17 protein-coding genes are annotated in these 15,781 nt (G+C 64.8%); 6 read left to right on the forward strand and 11 right to left on the reverse strand.

Features of this window, described 5'->3' with window-relative positions; translation table 11 throughout:
- Positions 1-175: 175 nt before the first annotated feature.
- The 4 genes from GQ651_RS03800 to GQ651_RS03815 form a co-directional block, all read right to left on the reverse strand.
- Positions 176-1,006: an arginyltransferase gene (locus GQ651_RS03800; RefSeq protein WP_160762876.1), complete on the reverse strand. Its 831-nt coding sequence runs from the start codon at positions 1,004-1,006 to the stop codon at positions 176-178.
- Positions 1,007-1,096: 90 nt separating this feature from the next.
- Entirely contained in the window at positions 1,097-1,564 is a 468-nt protein-coding gene (locus tag GQ651_RS03805; RefSeq protein WP_227257948.1) for an RDD family protein, read from the reverse strand.
- 61 nt (positions 1,565-1,625) lie between these two features.
- The gene (locus GQ651_RS03810) at positions 1,626-2,048 is read right to left on the reverse strand and encodes a DUF2852 domain-containing protein (protein ID WP_160762877.1); all 423 of its coding nucleotides are present in this window, start codon (positions 2,046-2,048) and stop codon (positions 1,626-1,628) included.
- Between the two features lie 115 nt (positions 2,049-2,163).
- The gene (locus GQ651_RS03815; RefSeq protein ID WP_160762878.1) at positions 2,164-2,634 is read right to left on the reverse strand and encodes a YbaK/EbsC family protein; all 471 of its coding nucleotides are present in this window, start codon (positions 2,632-2,634) and stop codon (positions 2,164-2,166) included.
- Between the two features lie 67 nt (positions 2,635-2,701).
- Between GQ651_RS03815 and GQ651_RS03820 the strand changes: the two genes are divergently transcribed.
- Entirely contained in the window at positions 2,702-5,503 is a 2,802-nt protein-coding gene (locus GQ651_RS03820) for a bifunctional [glutamine synthetase] adenylyltransferase/[glutamine synthetase]-adenylyl-L-tyrosine phosphorylase (protein ID WP_160762879.1), read from the forward strand.
- A gap of 34 nt (positions 5,504-5,537) precedes the next feature.
- Positions 5,538-5,831, forward strand: coding sequence for a hypothetical protein (locus GQ651_RS03825; protein ID WP_160762880.1), 294 nt, complete (start codon positions 5,538-5,540; stop codon positions 5,829-5,831).
- 15 nt (positions 5,832-5,846) lie between these two features.
- Here the strand turns inward: GQ651_RS03825 and eda are convergent, their stop codons facing one another.
- A complete protein-coding gene (gene eda, locus GQ651_RS03830; protein ID WP_160762881.1) occupies positions 5,847-6,488 on the reverse strand; it encodes a bifunctional 4-hydroxy-2-oxoglutarate aldolase/2-dehydro-3-deoxy-phosphogluconate aldolase in 642 nt (213 codons plus the stop codon).
- A gap of 21 nt (positions 6,489-6,509) precedes the next feature.
- Positions 6,510-8,318 carry a phosphogluconate dehydratase gene (gene edd, locus GQ651_RS03835; protein WP_160762882.1) on the reverse strand — a complete coding sequence of 603 codons (1,809 nt, stop codon included), beginning with the start codon at positions 8,316-8,318 and terminating at the stop codon, positions 6,510-6,512.
- Positions 8,319-8,656: 338 nt separating this feature from the next.
- Between edd and GQ651_RS03840 the strand changes: the two genes are divergently transcribed.
- Together GQ651_RS03840 and GQ651_RS03845 are read left to right on the forward strand one after the other, a co-directional pair.
- A complete protein-coding gene (locus tag GQ651_RS03840) occupies positions 8,657-9,853 on the forward strand; it encodes an RSP_2647 family RNA methyltransferase (protein ID WP_160762883.1) in 1,197 nt (398 codons plus the stop codon).
- The gene (locus GQ651_RS03845; RefSeq protein WP_160762884.1) at positions 9,850-10,389 is read left to right on the forward strand and encodes an RSP_2648 family PIN domain-containing protein; all 540 of its coding nucleotides are present in this window, start codon (positions 9,850-9,852) and stop codon (positions 10,387-10,389) included. The genes GQ651_RS03840 and GQ651_RS03845 overlap by 4 nt, the downstream gene beginning before the upstream one ends.
- Here the strand turns inward: GQ651_RS03845 and GQ651_RS03850 are convergent.
- Complete coding sequence (locus tag GQ651_RS03850) at positions 10,377-11,075, reverse strand: M48 family metallopeptidase (RefSeq protein WP_160762885.1); 699 nt, start codon at positions 11,073-11,075, stop codon at positions 10,377-10,379. The two genes, GQ651_RS03845 and GQ651_RS03850, sit on opposite strands and share 13 nt — an antisense overlap.
- 35 nt (positions 11,076-11,110) lie before the next feature.
- On the opposite strand from GQ651_RS03850, the gene GQ651_RS03855 reads away from it, so the two are divergent.
- A complete protein-coding gene (locus GQ651_RS03855; RefSeq protein ID WP_160762886.1) occupies positions 11,111-11,392 on the forward strand; it encodes a hypothetical protein in 282 nt (93 codons plus the stop codon).
- Positions 11,393-11,398: 6 nt separating this feature from the next.
- Here the strand turns inward: GQ651_RS03855 and GQ651_RS03860 are convergent, their stop codons facing one another.
- The 4 genes from GQ651_RS03860 to GQ651_RS03870 all read right to left on the reverse strand — a co-directional run bounded on the left by GQ651_RS03860 (position 11,399) and on the right by GQ651_RS03870 (position 15,033).
- The gene (locus tag GQ651_RS03860) at positions 11,399-12,583 is read right to left on the reverse strand and encodes a vWA domain-containing protein (protein WP_160762887.1); all 1,185 of its coding nucleotides are present in this window, start codon (positions 12,581-12,583) and stop codon (positions 11,399-11,401) included.
- A complete protein-coding gene (locus GQ651_RS18635; RefSeq protein ID WP_227257949.1) occupies positions 12,583-12,750 on the reverse strand; it encodes a hypothetical protein in 168 nt (55 codons plus the stop codon). The genes GQ651_RS03860 and GQ651_RS18635 overlap by 1 nt, the downstream gene beginning before the upstream one ends.
- Positions 12,747-14,120: a DUF2927 domain-containing protein gene (locus tag GQ651_RS03865; protein WP_227257950.1), complete on the reverse strand. Its 1,374-nt coding sequence runs from the start codon at positions 14,118-14,120 to the stop codon at positions 12,747-12,749. The genes GQ651_RS18635 and GQ651_RS03865 overlap by 4 nt, the downstream gene beginning before the upstream one ends.
- 70 nt (positions 14,121-14,190) lie before the next feature.
- Positions 14,191-15,033 carry an AAA family ATPase gene (locus GQ651_RS03870; protein ID WP_160762888.1) on the reverse strand — a complete coding sequence of 281 codons (843 nt, stop codon included), beginning with the start codon at positions 15,031-15,033 and terminating at the stop codon, positions 14,191-14,193.
- Between the two features lie 194 nt (positions 15,034-15,227).
- Between GQ651_RS03870 and dksA the strand changes: the two genes are divergently transcribed.
- On the forward strand, positions 15,228-15,650 hold the full coding sequence (gene dksA, locus GQ651_RS03875; RefSeq protein WP_160762889.1) for an RNA polymerase-binding protein DksA: 423 nt from the start codon (positions 15,228-15,230) through the stop codon (positions 15,648-15,650).
- Positions 15,651-15,781 lie beyond the last annotated feature (131 nt).

The raw sequence follows: 15,781 nt of genomic DNA on the forward strand, positions 1-15,781 counted from the left end.
CCCCCGGCGCGGCGCTATCGGGGCTTCGCCCCCGCCTCGCTCCGCTCGGCTCCCCCAGAGTATTTCCGTCAAGAAGAAGCGACAATTTAAATCAAATTGTCTTCGCCTGTTCGGAAATATCCCGGGGTGAGCCGCACCAGCGGCGAGGGGCAGAGCCCCTGCGACGGTCCGTGTCTCAGCCTCGCGTCGGGCGGGTGTCTGGCAGATTGATCCGGGCGACCTGTTCCGCGATGGGATCGGTCGAGAGCGGATGCGTGTCAGACGAATATTCGGCAGGATCGCCAAGATCGCGCCACTCGCCGCCGGTATAGATCTCGACCGCCGAAAACTTGGCCTTGTAGCCCATCTTCGACGACCCCGGCACCCAGTAGCCGAGGTAGACGTAGGGCAGACCCGCATCGCGCGCGATGTCGATATGATCGAGGATAACGTATGTGCCGAGGCTCTGCCGGGCGAGATCGGGGTCGTAGAAACTGTAGACCATCGACAGGCCGTCATCAAGGACATCGGTCAGGCAGACCGCGGCAAGCTCGTCCCGGCCCGTGTCTCCGGTCCGTGCATATTCGATGACGCGGCTTCGGATCGGGGTCTCTTCGATCATCGCGGCGAATTCGAAGATATCCATATCGGCCATGCCGCCGTCTGCATGGCGGCTGTCGAGATAGGCGCGGAACAGCGCGTATTGCTCTTCGGTGGCCCAGGGCGACGTCGCCTCGCGGCGAAGGTCGGCATTCCGGGCCGCAGTACGACGCTGGCTGCGGGAAGGCTCGAAATCAGCGACACGGATACGGGCCGAGAGGCAGGCAGAGCACTCGGCGCAGGACGGACGGTAAAGCACGTTCTGGGACCGCCGGAAGCCTTGCTTCGACAAGGTGTCGTTCAGCTTCTCGGCATATTCGCCCTGCAACGCCGTGAACAACTTCCGCTCCATCCGGCCCTCGAGGTAGGGGCAGGGCTGCGGAGCCGTCACATAGAATTGCGGCGCTAAGGGTAGCGTGTGGCGCATTGGGCGGGTCGATCGATCAAGCTGTCCATCGGGACGTTAGCAATCCAATCGTCGACCCGCCACATTTTTATGCAGCCAATTTCGAGGGCGTCAGCGCGCCTCGCGATTGAGCGCCGCGGTCCCGAGAACCATGTCGGTCAGGCCCTGGCGGCGTTCACTCATCAGCATGAGAACGATCGAGATCAGTTGCAGCGGGAACACCGCCACGCTGACGAAATATCCGGCAGTGTGCATCAGCGCGGTCGGTCCGTCGAAACGGTCGCCATCGGCGCGGCGCATCTCTAGCGCAACAAGACGCATTCCCGGCGTCGCCGAGCGCCGCGTGAGAGACACCCAGCGGTACACGAAGCTGATCACGCCGTAGACCACGGGCAGAATGAAGAGTGCCGTGAAAAGGCTCAGGATGGTCACCAGGGCGGTCAGAAGCGAGATCAGAACGATATCCACGAACCACGCAATGAGACGCTTGGTCGGGACATCGGCGTAGAACTCGGCTTCGGTGACCGGGTCGGGCAGGCCGCCGGCGTCAAAAGTTTGGTATTGGGTCATATCTGTCATGTAGGCTGTCCCCGTTCATCCGCCAAACGGCCCCCGTTTTGGGGGCCGCCGGACATTCGTGTCAGGCTTCTGCCGCGTCGCCGTCGATATCGCGGCTCTTGCGGCTGTCGCGGTCGGCCATGAACTGGTCGAACTCGGCCTTGTCCTTGGCTTCGCGGAGCCGGTCGAGGAAGGCCTCGAAGGCGTCCTGTTCGTCCTGCAGGCGGCGCAGCGTCTCGGCCTTGTAGGCGTCGAAGGCGCTGTTGCCCGAGGATTTGAAGGCGGTGTGGGCGTAGCGGGTGCGCTTGGCGCAGCTACCGTTGAACATGCGTTTGCTCCAGATCATGTAGGCCAGAAGCGCCAGGCCGACCGGCCAGAAGAAGATGAACCCAAGGACCATCGCGGCGATCCAGGCGCCTTTGCCCCGGTCGTCAAGCCAGGCCTCGGCGCGGGTCAGCCAGGTCCCGCGATGAGCAGGGGTGGCGTGAAGAGAGGCAGTGGTCATCTGTGGTGCTCCAATATCCGTTTCGGTTGAATGTGAATTCGTTTCACATCCCAGATATCGGAGGTCGGGGCTTCTCAATCAAGACTTTATGTGAATGTTTTTTACATTTATTTTATTATGATATGAAATCAGACACTTGCGCATCACAAATTCGCTGAAGCGCCCGCGGTTCGACCGAGAAAATATGCCTGGGCGTCCCGGCTGCGGCGTAGACCGTTTCGAATCCCAACAGGGTTCTGTCGAAGAATATGCGTGGCTCGGTCAGGTGTCCGAGAGGGGCCACGCCGCCGATGGCGAAGCCCGTTGTCTGGCGAACGAAATCGGCATCCGCGCGCCCAAGAGCCTCGCCCGCAAGCGCGGCGGCACGCACCGGATCGACCTGCCTTCCGCCCGCGGTGATGAACAGGACAACGTTGCCGGTGGTCTCGCCCCGGAAAATGATCGACTTGGCGATCTGATCGATCTCGCAGCCAGCTTCTCGGGACGCGTCGGCGGCGGTTCTTGTACCGCCGGGCATCTCGAGGATGGTGGTGTCGAGGCCCGCGGCCTCGATTGCGGCGCGAACGCGCTTCAGGCTCTTGCTCATGGGTCTTCCGGGCTTGGCGTCGGGTTCACGGGCCTGATAGCGTTCGGGAAAACGGAAGGAAACCCGCGTGACATTCGCCGCTCGCCTCAGCCGTCTGCCGCGCCCCGTGGATCGGGATCGTGCCGAAGATATCGAGAGCCGCCTTGGCGGATTGGACCGGACGCTTGTCGAGCTCGTTGCGGGAACGGCAGGGGCGTCGCCCTTTCTGCACGAACTGGCCGTACGCGAGGCCGACTGGCTGATGGATACGCTCGCCGGTGATCCCGAAACCGCACGCGAGGGCGTCCTTGCAGAGACGCGCGACGCGCCGGACGAGACGCTCGATCACGCGCTCCGCCGGGCCAAGGGGCGGATCGCACTTCTGACGGCGCTTGCGGACCTGGGCGGTGTCTGGTCGCTGGAAGAGGTCACGAAGACGCTCACCGATTTTGCCGACCTCGCAACCTCTCGCGCCTTGACGGCAGCTGTCGCGGCTGAGGTCCGGCGCGGCAAGCTTCCGGGGCAGGGACCCGATGACGTGGCCACGGGCGGCGGCCTTGTCGCGATCGCCATGGGCAAGATGGGCGCAGGCGAGCTGAACTATTCCTCGGACATCGACCTGATCTGCCTTTTCGACGAGACCCGATTCGATCCCGCCGACTATGCCGACGCGCGGGCCAGCTTCGTGCGGGCGGTCCGGCGCATGACCAAGACACTTTCCGAACGGACGGCGGACGGGTACGTCTTTCGCACCGACCTCAGGCTCAGGCCCGATGCCTCGGTCACGCCGGTGGCCTTGTCGATGGAAGCCGCGGAACGCTATTACGAAAGCTTTGGCCGGACGTGGGAGCGCGCAGCCTATATCAAGGCGCGCGCAGCGGCGGGCGACATCGCGGCGGGCGAGCGGTTTCTCAAGACGCTGACGCCTTTCGTCTGGCGGCGGCATCTAGATTTCGCGGCCATTCAGGATGCCCATGACATGCGGCTTCGGATCCGCGACCACAAAGGGCTGACGCGGCCGGTCTCGCATCTGGGCCATGACGTGAAGCTGGGGCAGGGCGGCATTCGCGAGATCGAGTTCTTCACCCAGACCCGGCAGATCATCGCGGGCGGGCGCGATCCGGAGTTGAGATCGCCCCGGACGGTCGAGGGGCTGGCGCTTTTGGCGAAGAAAGGCTGGATCGGAGAGGGCGACGCACGGCAACTGACCGAGGATTACCGCGCGCTCCGCGAGCTGGAACACCGCTTGCAGATGGTGGCCGACCAGCAGACCCAGACGCTGCCTGCCACGGAAGAGGACTTTGCCCGCATTGCGGCTTTGTCGGGTGTCGAGGCTGCTGAATATTCCAGGGAGATCGAGGAACGGTTCCATCGTGTCTCCTGTCTGACCGAGCCGTTTTTCGTGCCGGGCGCGCCCAAGGAGAGTGCGGCGGAGGATCAGCCAGAACTCTCCGAGAACTCTGAGAGCATCGTGCAGCGTTGGAAAAGCTATCCCGCTCTTCGCTCGAAACGCGCGGTCGAGATCTTCGACCGGATGCGGCCGGCCCTGATCCGGCGGCTTTGCGAAGCCCGGAGCGTGGACGAGGCCGTTCTGCATTTCGATGGTTTTCTCAGTGGCTTACCGGCGGGCGTTCAGGTGTTTTCTCTGTTCGAGGCAAACCCGCAATTGCTGGACCTCGTCGTGGATATCGTCGACACGGCACCGGCCTTGGGTCAGTACCTGTCGCGGAACAGCGGGGTGTTCGACGCGGTCATCGGCGGGGGCTTCTTTTCGGACTGGCCGGGATGCGCGGCGTTGACGGCGGACCTGACCCGCGAGCTGGACAGTCAGCCGGACTATGAGGCGCGGCTCGACCGGGCGCGGCTCTGGCAAAAGGAATGGCAGTTCAGGATCGGCGTCCACCACCTGCGCGGCCTGATCAGCGCCGCCGAGGCGGGCCGCGACTATGCCGATCTGGCCGAGGCGACGCTGTCGGCGCTCTGGCCCGTCGTGGTAGCGAATTTCGCCGAGAAGCACGGACAGCCACCGGGCGGCGGGGCGACGGTTCTGGGCATGGGGTCGCTCGGGGCCGGGCGGCTGAATGCCGGTTCGGACCTTGACCTGATCGTCATCTATGACGGGCAGGGGGTCGAGGCGTCTGAAGGCCGACGCCCGCTGGCGACCCGCGCCTATTACGCACGCCTGACGCAGGCCCTCGTGACCGCGGTCTCGGCTCCGACCGCCGAGGGGCGGCTGTACGAAGTGGACATGCGGCTCAGGCCGTCAGGACGGCAGGGGCCCGTGGCGACGGGGTTCGAGTCGTTTAGAGAATATCAGACCAACGAGGCCTGGACATGGGAGCATCTGGCCCTGACCCGCGCCCGTCGCGTTGCGGGTGACGCGGCGCTTGGCGACCGGGTCGAGGCATTCCGCCGCGAACTTCTGGCGCGGGACCGGGACCGGGAGAGCACGCTCAAGGATGTCCGCGACATGCGCCGCCGTCTGGCCGAGGCGCGGCCCGCCTCCCATGCGCTCGACGTCAAGGCGGGGGCGGGGCGGCTTCAGGATATCGAGCTTTTTGCCGAAGCCGGAACGCTTCTGGCAGGGCGCCCTGTCCGCCGGATCAACGCGCAGATCGCGGCGGCGGCCCCGGCGCTTGGCCTCGCTGCTGAGGATGCTGCGATCCTCGACGAGATATACGAGACGCTCTGGCAGGTGCAGGCGGCGGCGCGGCTGATGTCCTCGGGTCCGCTTCGCGCCGAGGATGCGGGCGCAAGCGCCGCCGACTTTCTCGTCCGGCAATCGGGGCAGGGCAGCCTGGAGGCGCTTATGACCACGCTGGACGACATGGCGGGCGAAGCCGCCGCCCTGATCGACAAGGGCCTTGGCGAAAGCGACCTGCCGGATTAAGTCCGCAAAAGCCGTTTTCGAAGGACAGCACGCGATGCCACGCAACGACACCGACCGCTCGGACCCGAAAGGGCTGATCCGCGAGAGCTATCGCATCGAAGGGATAGAGGAACCGGAATGCCGGTCGATCTTTCTGGACTGGGCGATTGGCGTGCCCGTCGGCGAAGACAGCGCAGAACATGTGCGGCAGCTTCTGGACCGTTACGCCGCCGGCCATCCCGACCACCCCATGACGAAGGTTCTGACCGAAGCGCTGGCTGAGACGCCGCGCTCGGGGCGGCGCGGTGGCGCGCGGGGGCGCCGGAGCGGCGGCGGGGCAGGCTCCTGACCGCCGCCGGTCAGGTCAGGCCGACAGCGCTGCCGCTTCCGACGCGAGCGCCGTGATCCGTTCCCAGTCGCCCGCCAGCACCGCGTCCTTCGGCGCAACCCATGAACCACCCACACAGAGCGTGTTCGACAGACCCAGATAGTCGCGTGCATTGGACAGGCTCACGCCACCTGTCGGACAGAAGCGGACCTGCGGGATGGGCGCGCCGATGGCCTTGAGCGCTGGCACACCGCCAGAGGCTTCGGCAGGAAAGAATTTCTGGACGCTGTAGCCGCGTTCGAGCAGCCGCATCGCCTCGGTCGCCGTGGCGGCGCCGGGCAGGATTGGAAGGTCCGCGTCCTCGGCGGCATCGAGAAGCCGGTCGGTCGCCCCCGGCGAGACGCCGAACAGCGCGCCCGCCTCTTTCGCCGCGATCACGTCCTCGGGCGTCAGCAGAGTCCCTGCGCCGACGACCCCGCCCTCGACACCCGCCATCTCGCGGATCACGTCGAGCGCGGCGGGCGTTCTGAGCGTCACTTCCAGAGCGGGCAGCCCGCCTGCGACAAGGGCCTCGGCCAGACCGCGCGCATGGGCCGCGTCCTCGACCACGAGTACCGGCACCACGGGGGCCAGCTGGCAGATCTCGGCGGTTTGGCGGCTGATGTCCTGGGGTGTCATTCCGGTCTTCCTTTATCCTGATCAGACGACGGTTGCGCCGCCGTCACTCGCCAGACCGCAATTCCTGCGGAAGGCGGTAAAAAGCTCTCGGCCAAGCCCGACATCGTTAGCCGATAGGTCGATCGAGATTGGCTCGCGGGTGTCGAAATCGTCGGCAAGACATTCGATCTTGCCGGTAGTGGCATCCACGCGCACCCGGTCCCCGTCCTTGAGCCGCGCGATGGGTCCGCCATCGGCGGCCTCAGGCGACAGGTGAATTGCGGCAGGCACCTTGCCGGACGCGCCTGACATTCGCCCGTCGGTCACAAGGGCAACCTTCAGTCCACGGCCCAGAAGAACCGACAGGATGGGTGTCAGCGAGTGCAGCTCGGGCATCCCGTTGGCCTTCGGTCCCTGAAACCGGACGACGATGACGGTGTCTTCGGTGAACTCGCCAGCCTGAAACGCCGTCTTCACCTCGGACTGATCGTGGAAGATGCGCGCGGGTGCGTCGACGATCTGGTGCTCGGGCGCGACGGCCGAGACCTTCATGACCGAGCGGCCCAGATTGCCCTTCAACTCTTTCAGACCGCCAGACGGCTGGAACGGATCGCCGGCAGGTCGGAGGATCTTGTCGTTGAGGCTTTCCTTCGGTCCGTCCTCCCAGACGAGCGCGCCGTCCTTCAGCTTAGGTTCGGAGGCATAGAGCGACAGCCCATCGCCCGCGACAGTGCGGGTATCGGGGTGCAGAAGGCCGAGGTCCAGAAGCTCACCGATCATATAGGCGAGGCCACCCGCGGCATGGAAATGGTTCACGTCCGCAAGACCATTCGGATAGACCTTGGCCATCAGGGGCGTCGCGGCGGAGAGGTCGTTGAAATCCTCGATGTCCAGGATCACGCCCGCCGCCCGCGCCATGGCGGGCAGGTGGATGACGAGGTTCGTGGAGCCGCCCGTCGCCATCAAGCCGACGATGCCGTTCACGAAGGCGCGTTCGTCCAGAATGTCGCCTACGGGGCGATAGTCATTGCCCTGCGCGGTGATCGCGGCGGCGCGTCGCGCGGCCTCGTCGGTCAGCGCATCGCGGAGCGGTGTATTCGGGTTCACGAACGACGCGCCCGGCAGATGCAGACCCATGAACTCCATGAGCATCTGGTTCGTGTTCGCGGTGCCGTAAAAGGTGCAGGTGCCGGGGCCATGATACGAGGCCATTTCGGCCTCCATCAGCTTGTCGCGGCCGATCTCGCCGGCGGCGAATTGCTGGCGGACCTTGGATTTCTCGTCATTCGGCAGACCGCTGGTCATAGGTCCTGCAGGCACGAAAATGCCGGGCAGGTGGCCGAAGGTGGCAGCCGCAATGATCAGGCCCGGCACGATCTTGTCGCAGACGCCGAGGTAAAGCGCGGCGTCGAAGGTGTTGTGGCTGAGCGCCACGCCGGTGGCGAGCGCGATCACGTCCCGGCTGAAGAGGCTCAGCTCCATCCCCGGCTGTCCCTGGGTGACGCCGTCACACATGGCCGGAACGCCGCCTGCCACCTGGGCCGTTGCGCCTGCCTTGCGGGCTGCGGCCTTGATCCGGTCGGGATAATCCTTGAACGGCTGATGCGCGGACAGCATGTCGTTATAGGCCGTTACGATTCCGATATTGGGGGCGTCTTCGGCCACAAGCGCGGCCTTGTCATCGCCCATCGCGGCATAGGCATGGGCCTGGTTCCCGCAGGAGAGGTGAGCCCGCTTCACCCCCGCGTCGCGGGCTCGCGCGATCTTGTCCAGATAGCTGCCGCGCGCGCCTTGCGACCGCTCGATAATCCTGTCCGTGACGCGCTGGACGGTGTCGTTCAATGTCGTCATGGGTGTGAGTCCTTTTTCGTGTCGGGGCGCTCATATCACTTCGTGTTACCGCTAACAACGGGCATTTCGTCGCGATTGCCTGCCATGAGGCGCGTGCATGACGGGGTTGCAGCTTTGTGGGTTTAAGCGCCCACGCCCCAAGAATAGCTGATGGTCAAATGCAATAGAGCATATGGAAAGACCAAGGACCATGACCCGTAACAAAGCCTACGACCTCGACTACACCGCCATTGAGATCCGCGCCCGGAAAGAGCGTGCGATGTGGCTTGCCCGCGCGCTCGGCTTCAAGCGCTGACATAACGCTTTCCGGCGGAGGCGGAGCGGGGTAGAGGACGGCAATGACCGATCCGCGCCCCGTTATCCGCCTTCGCCCGAAAACCGACCCGCGCCGCATAAGGCGCGGTGCGCCGTGGGTTTACGAGAACGAAGCGGTCACCGACCGCCGCACCAAGGCGCTGCCCCCCGGCACCATCGCCCGCCTCGAAGACGCCGAGCGCCGCCCGATCGCGACAGTCGCGGTCAATCCCAATTCCAAGATCATCGCCCGCGTGCTCGACCTGGACCCCGAGGCCGTGATCGACGAGGGCTGGCTGGCGGCACGGCTGCGCGCGGCGCTGGACCTGCGCGAGATGCTTTTTGATGCGCCCTTCTACCGCCTGATCCACGCCGAGGGCGACGGGATGCCCGGCGTCGTGATTGACCGGTTCGGAGATACCGCCGTTCTTCAGCCCAACGCCGCATGGGCAGACGTCCTGACCGATACACTGACGGCGGCGCTGATCGATGTCACGGGCGTGACGACCGTGATCAAGAACGCCTCTGGCCGTGCACGGGCGCTTGAGGGACTGGATGATGTCTCGACCGTGCTTGCGGGCGGTGTCGCGGGGCCGATCCCTGTGCCGATGAACGGCGCGACCTATCTGGCCGATGTGGAAGGTGGGCAGAAGACGGGGCTTTTCTACGACCAGCGGCCCAATCATGCCTTCGTGGCACGGCTGGCGAAGGGCACGGATGTGCTCGACGTGTTCAGCCATGTGGGCGGCTTCGCCCTTGCCGCGCTTGCGGGGGGCGCGCGGTCTGCACTGTCGGTGGACGGCTCCGCTCCGGCGCTGGAGCTTGCGCGGGGCGGCGCTGACCTGACCGGCGCCGGTGACCGTTTCGAGACGCTCCAGTCCGACGCCTTCGACGCGCTGACCGCTCTTGCGGAAGAGGGCAGGCAGTTCGGGACCGTCATCTGCGATCCGCCCGCCTTTGCGCCGGCGAAACCCGCGCTCGACGCCGGGCTGCGCGCTTACGAAAAGGTTGCACGCCTGTCCGCGCCGCTGGTCGCGCCGGGCGGCACGCTGACGCTCTGTTCCTGCAGCCACGCCGCCGACCTGACCCAGTTCCGGCAGGCATCGCTCAGAGGCATCGGGCGCGCCGGTCGGACCGCGCAGCTGATCCGGACTGGCTTTGCCGGGCCGGACCACCCGCAACATGCGCATCTTGCCGAGACGGGATACCTGAAGGCTCTGACCTTCCGCCTGCTGCCATGAAGGTTCTGATTGACGCCAACGTTCTGTTTCCGACCGTGCTTCGGCAGATCGTGATGGGGCTGGCCGAACGAGGGTATTTCACGCCGCTCTGGTCCGAGCGCATTCTCGAGGAATGGCGCCGCGCCGCAGTGCGCGTGGGCGACGGGCCGGTGGCCGAGGCCGAAATCGCCGCTCTGAAGGCACGCTTCCCGGATGCGATGGTCCCCGTGCCGGACGGCGCCGGGGCCGACCTGTCCTTGCCCGACCCTGATGACACCCACGTTCTTGCCGCAGCTATTGCCGGGGGCGCGGACGAACTGCTGACGCAGAACCTCAAGGATTTCCCGACAAACGTGCTGTCCTCACATGGGATCGTACGGCGCGATCCGGACGGCTTTACCCGCGAGGCGTGGCACGCCGATCCAGATGGGGTCGGGGCCGTGGTTGCGGATGTGCTGAGGATAGCCGGAGCATACGGGATCGACGTCAGCAATCCGCGCGCCGTTCTCAAACGCGCGCGGCTGCCGCGCCTTGGAAAGGCGCTTTACGCGTCCTGACCGGAGACGCTCCAGCGTTCCTCGTTCTTCTCGATGGCTGCGATCCGCTCGGCGGTCTTCGGGTGGCTCATCAGCCAGGCCGGGGCCGAGCCGCCGCGTGATTGGGTGAGGTCTTCGAGCTTGGTAAAGAGCGTCTTCTGCGGCCCCGTGCCAATCCCGGACTTGACCAGAAGCGCCGAGGCATAGGCGTCGGCCTCGTACTCGTCCGACCGGCTGAGCCGCGCAGCCAGAAGCGTGGTCAGGAACCCCGCGATATAGACACCGACAAAGGGCACAAAGCGCGACAGGATCATCGCGAGGGCCGTGCGCAGCGCGTTCTGGCCGGAAAAGTCGATCATCCGCCGCCGCGAATGCCCAAGCGCCACATGGCCAAGCTCGTGTGCGATGACGCTTGCCAGTTCCTCGGCCGAAACCTCGCCATTGCGGTACTTTCGGTAGAACCCTCGAGTGATAAAGATGCGCCCGTCCGGCGCCGCAAGGCCGTTCACAGGGTCGATCTCGTAGATATGCACCTTGATCCGGGGCAGGTCGAGCGACGCGGCCATCTGATCGGTCAGCCGTTTCAGAACCGGATCGGCCAGTTCGGTCGACTTCTGATCAAGCTCGCGCCCCGTCCGCCAGACCGAAAAGCGGTAGAGGACGAGACCGTAAAGAATAGCCAGCAGGATCGGTGTGAATTTCAGCATGGCACACCATATGGGGCGAGGGAGAGGGTGGAGCAATGGCCGTGTCGCGGCCCCCCGGATATGAAAATGTCTCTCGCGAACAAAAAAAGTTCAATCTGTGGAAACTTTTTTGCCGCAAACGAAGTTTAGCATACGAGGCAGCTATGTTTATTCGGCAAAAATATCGCCAGCGCAAATCAGATGAGGATTTGCTCGACGACGCGTTACGGTTTGCGATGGGCACCCCATCCAGCAAAGGCGATGACGCGTTCGAGGGGCTCTTGCAACGCCTTCGTGAGGCCGAAGAAGCCTCCGAAGCATCTGAAAAGAATAGCTGATTTCGCTCAGCCGAGCAGCTTCATACCCCGCGTCAGGCCATCCAGGGTAAGGGGCACCATGCGCTCCGAGCCAATGATCTCGCGTATCATTGCGGTCGATTGCGTATAGCGCCAGTGCTCTTCCGGCACCGGATTGATCCATAGGAAATCGGGCCAGTGCGTGCGCGCTCTCTCCAGCCAGACAGCGCCCGCTTCGTCGTTCCAATGCTCGTTCGCGCCGCCCGGTATGGCGATTTCATAGGGCGACATGGCCGCATCGCCCACGAATATGCATTTGTGCGTCGGTCCGTAGGTGTTCAGCACGTCCCAGGTCGCCGTGCGGGCATTCCAACGCCGGGCGTTCTCGCGCCAGACGCCTTCGTAGAGACAGTTGTGAAAATAGAAATGCGTGAGATGCTTGAACTCGGTGCGGGCCGCCGAGAACAGTTCTTCGACGATCTTCACATGGCCGTCCATCGAGCCGCCAACGTCCAGAAACAGGATCACCCGCACCGCATTCCGCCGCTCGGGCCGCGTTTTCACGTCGAGCCAGCCCTGCCGCGCGGTGGCGTCGATGGTACCGTCGAGGTCCAACTCGTCCGCCGCCCCCTCGCGCGCCCATTGCCTGAGCCGTTTCAACGCCACCTTGATCGTGCGTGTCCCGATTTCACGCGTGTCGTCGAAATCCCGAAACGTGCGCTTGTCCCAGACCTTGACCGCCCGCTGGTGACGCGAGCGGTCCTGACCGATGCGCACGCCTTCGGGGTTGTACCCGTAGGCGCCAAACGGTGACGTGCCAGCCGTTCCGATCCACTTGTTGCCGCCCTGATGCCGGCCCTTCTGCTCTTCCAGCCGTTCGCGCAGCGTCTCCATCAGCTTGTCGAACCCGCCAAGGGCCTCGATCTCGGCCATCTCTTCGGGGCTCAGATGCTTTTCCGCCATCTTCCTCAGCCAGTCCTCGGGCAGGTCGAGCGCGTTCAGCACATCGGCCTCGGTTAGTCCTTCGATGCCCTTGAAGCTTTCTGCGAAGGCGCGGTCGAAGCGGTCGATATGGGCCTCGTTCTTCACCATCGTGGCGCGGGCAAGGTAATAGAAACCATCCACGTGATAGGTGACAAGGCCCGCATCGAGACCCGCGAGGAAGGACAGGTATTCCCTGAGCGAGACCGGCACGCCGCTCCGGCGCAGCGTCTCGAAGAACGGGCGGAACATCAGGTGATCGAGCGCTCGATCACGATGGTGACGAGCACCCCCAGAAGCGCGAAGGCAATACCGTATCCGGCCGCATATTGCGCCATGTCGAGCCTCGTGCCGTTCCGCTTCCGCGCGGTTCTGAGGCCAAGACCGATGCCGATGATCAGCGTGCCGAGAATGATCATGCGGGGTCTCCTTTGCGTGTCCGCGGGCTGATCGCCTCGATCTCGGCGGTGCGGGCGGCGATTTCACTGGCCGAGCCGAAGCCGTAGCGAGCCCAGCCGAGCGCTTCAGTCTTCAACCGCTCTCCATCGGCGGTGTCGCCCTTCAACATCAGCGCCTCGGCCTTGACCATCAGAAGCAGCGACAGCAGCGCGGCATGTTCCGAACGTCGGACGACAGGCAGGCTTTGATCGACCAGCCCGATCGCCGTGTCGGCCCGCCCGAGCGAAAGCTGGAAAGCGGCCATCTGCATGGCGACATGAGCTTCCTGGACCGAGGTGTCCGGGCGGCGCTGATAGATGCGGCCGGCGGCGATGAACGCCGCAAGGGCCTTGTCCGGGCTTTCGCTCAGAAGCAGGCGCCCCAGCACGTAATGCGAGAAGGCGAGGCGCGTATCGGACTGCCCGAAGCCGCGGGCCAGCGCAACGGCGTCATTCGCGGCCCTGAGCCGTTTTGCGCGGGGCGAGCGCGGTGTGGTGGCGGTGTCGATCGCGCGGTCCCAGTCCTCGCTCAAGCCACCGCGCTTGACCGCGCCGATGGGGCCACCGCCCGGATTCACGCGGGACAGGACTGCGGGCAGGCGCCGCGCGACCTCGCCCTCGCTCATGCCGTTTCGAAGCGCCGGGTCGTAATAGGCGCGCAGGATCATCATGTCGTAGCCGGTCAGAACGGTGTGGAAATTGTCGTCGTTGAAGATCGACTGGCTGAGGCGATAAACGTCGTTCACCGGGCCGAGGGCCTGAGCGATCTCTTCGTGAAGACAGTCGCGCACCTCTTGCGGGCTGACGTCGTTCGGCAGGAAGATCGCCATGCGTTCGCGCGCCCGGAGTGTATTCCAGTAGGTTGTCGGGTCGTTCCGGCGGCGCTTGTAATCGTCCCAACCGGCCACGTTCGGCCGCACGAAACAGGCGGCTGAGGGGGCGACGCGCTGAATGCTCGACCGCTTGACCGGCTCGATCACGATCGACGGAATCTCGCCCGGGCGGGCGCGGCGGATGTCGATCCCGGCCTCGGAGCGGAGACGCGTAAGCAGGCGGTCAAGATCGCCGTCGAGGCTGGGCGGCACCGCGCCGCTCTCGCCCGAGACGCCGACGGTCACGGTGCCCTCGAAACGTGTGAACCGGTCCATCTCGGTGCCGTTTTCCAGCACGAAGGTCAGCTCGAGAAAGTCGCGCGCCAGATCGGTATTGGGCAGTTGCGGTCGGGACGCCGGACTGGGTGCGAAAGTCTTCATCGGAGGAAGCGACAGGCCGGGGTCGGCGCGGCGCGTGGTCTCGGAGGGCGCGCAGGCGGCGAACGCCAGACCGGCGGCGAGGAACAGGGCAGCTTTCATGCGGGCCTCCAGAATTCCGCGGACGTGCCCACTCCGCCGAAGACATCATGACATTCTCGGGCTGCGCCGCTCACGAGCGACCGCTCCGCGACATGAAGGCAAGGCGCTCAAAGAGCGACACATCCTGCTCGTTCTTCAGAAGCGCACCATGAAGGATCGGAAGCGCGTCACCGCTGTCGCGGCGGAGATCTTCGGGCGACAGGTCTTCGGCGAGGATCAGCTTGAGCCAGTCGAGGACCTCGGAAGTCGACGGCTTTTTCTTCAGCCCCGGCGTGTCGCGGAGCTCGTAGAACTGGGTCAGCGCCGTGGTCAGAAGTCGGTCCTTGATATCCGGGAAATGGACGCGGACGATGGCTTCCAGAACCTCGGCTTCGGGAAAGCGGATGTAGTGAAAGAAGCAGCGGCGCAGAAATGCGTCGGGCAGTTCCTTCTCATTGTTGGACGTGATGATCACGACGGGACGGTGTTTCGCGCGGACCGTTTCGCCGGTCTCGTACACGTGGAACTCCATCCGGTCGAGTTCCTGCAGAAGGTCGTTCGGAAACTCGATATCGGCCTTGTCGATCTCGTCGATCAGCAGGACCACGCGCTCTTCGGCGGCGAATGCCTCCCAGAGTTTGCCCGGGCGGATATAGGCGCCGATATCCTCGACCTTGCCCTCGCCGAGCTGACTGTCCCTGAGACGGCTGACCGCGTCGTACTCATAAAGGCCCTGCGCGGCGCGCGTGGTGGATTTCACGTGCCATTCGATCAGCGGGAGGTCCAGGCCGGCGGCAACTTGGCGGGCCAGTTCGGTCTTGCCGGTGCCGGGCTCGCCCTTGACCAGAAGAGGGCGTTCCAGCCGGATCGCGGCATTGACGGCGATTCTGAGATCGTCGGCGGCGATATAGGCGTCTGTGCCCTGAAAATGCATATCCGGTCCTGTTCCCGCGCGGGGCTGAGAAGCGAGGCTAGCCCGCGCCTGAAAGACCTTCAAGCCCGCCGTTCTCCGTGGACAACCCCCTTGCGATGCGGTACACGCCCGCCCATGAGAGGCCACCTGACCGAGCTTCCGACCAATGGCCCCAATTTAGGGGGGTTTTGGCAATGATAAAAAAGGGGAACGCAATGAAGGCCGAGGTATTTCTGCCTGAGGATTACCGTCCCGCCGAGGACGAGCCCTTCATGAACGAGCGTCAGCTCGAATATTTCCGCCGCAAGCTTCTGGCCTGGAAGGCGGACCTGATGGGCGACAGCAAGTCGACCATCACCGATCTTCAGAACTCGACCCGGAACATCCCCGATATCGCGGACCGCGCCAGCGAGGAAACCGACCGCGCGCTGGAGCTTCGGACCCGTGACCGGCAGCGCAAGCTCGTGGCCAAGATCGACGCGGCGCTGCGCCGGATCGAAGAGGGCGAGTACGGCTATTGCGAAGAGACGGGCGACCCGATCTCGCTCAAGCGTCTCGACGCGCGGCCCATCGCGACGCTGTCGCTCGAGGCGCAGGAACGCCATGAGCGCCGCGAGAAGGTTCATCGCGACGACTGATCGCGCGATCGCCTGACCTGGCAAGGCCCGGCACCTCGGTGACCGGGCTTTTTCGTGGCTGCTCCCGAGTTGCGCGGGCTTGCGCCCGCACGCGCTGTCTGCGCCGCCCTCCAGGCGCCGCGTTTCGCGCT

This window comes from Kangsaoukella pontilimi (assembly GCF_009830125.1).
GTDB classification, from domain to species: Bacteria; Pseudomonadota; Alphaproteobacteria; order Rhodobacterales; family Rhodobacteraceae; genus Kangsaoukella; species Kangsaoukella pontilimi.